We start from the raw sequence: 500 nt of genomic DNA, 5'->3' as shown, positions 1-500 counted from the left end.
CCACGCGGCGCCCACGTAAAGCGGCCACGTCCCCCAGCCGCACCGCCTTGCGCGCCCATTGCTGTGGATACAGCGTCTTCGAATCGCCTTGCGCATGCGCACCAAGTACACAGCTTGGATGATCAACTCTTTCTGGATAGGGGAAGCGACATCCTGCTTCTCACTTGGCTGGGCGACGCGGCCAACGATGCAATCGCTTGCTTGCTCAATGCCAGGAACTTCAAGGCTCAGGGTAGCCGACTGGGGGTCGAGATCACGCGGGGTCCGAATGCCCTTGAGAACATCGAGACAGCGCTCAAGGCGATTGCCGCTGCACCAACCCCATCCATTGAAGTGCTATTGGCAGGCGCGAAAAATCTGGCCAGCCAAAAATGGGACAGTCTGCTTTCGCCTCACTTGCTTCAAGTGTCCTATGCCAGCTCGAACCTCGATCTCGATGACGCAATGGATTGGCTACGGAAAACCTTCTTGTCCAGCAATTGACGACTACGAGAACCATG

Annotated in this window: 1 pseudogene; it reads left to right on the top strand. The window is 57.2% G+C overall.

Annotated elements, in window-relative coordinates:
- Nucleotides 1-483 (top strand): annotated as a pseudogene (locus tag ABQX22_RS26830) (DEAD/DEAH box helicase); the annotation flags it as partial.
- Nucleotides 484-500: the final 17 nt, after the last annotated feature.

The sequence above is a fragment of the Xanthomonas sp. WHRI 1810A genome, from assembly GCF_040202885.1.
Lineage (GTDB): Bacteria > Pseudomonadota > Gammaproteobacteria > Pseudomonadales > Pseudomonadaceae > Aquipseudomonas.
Note: the sequence above shows the minus strand (reverse complement) of the source record. Positions and strands in the feature narration are given on the sequence as shown.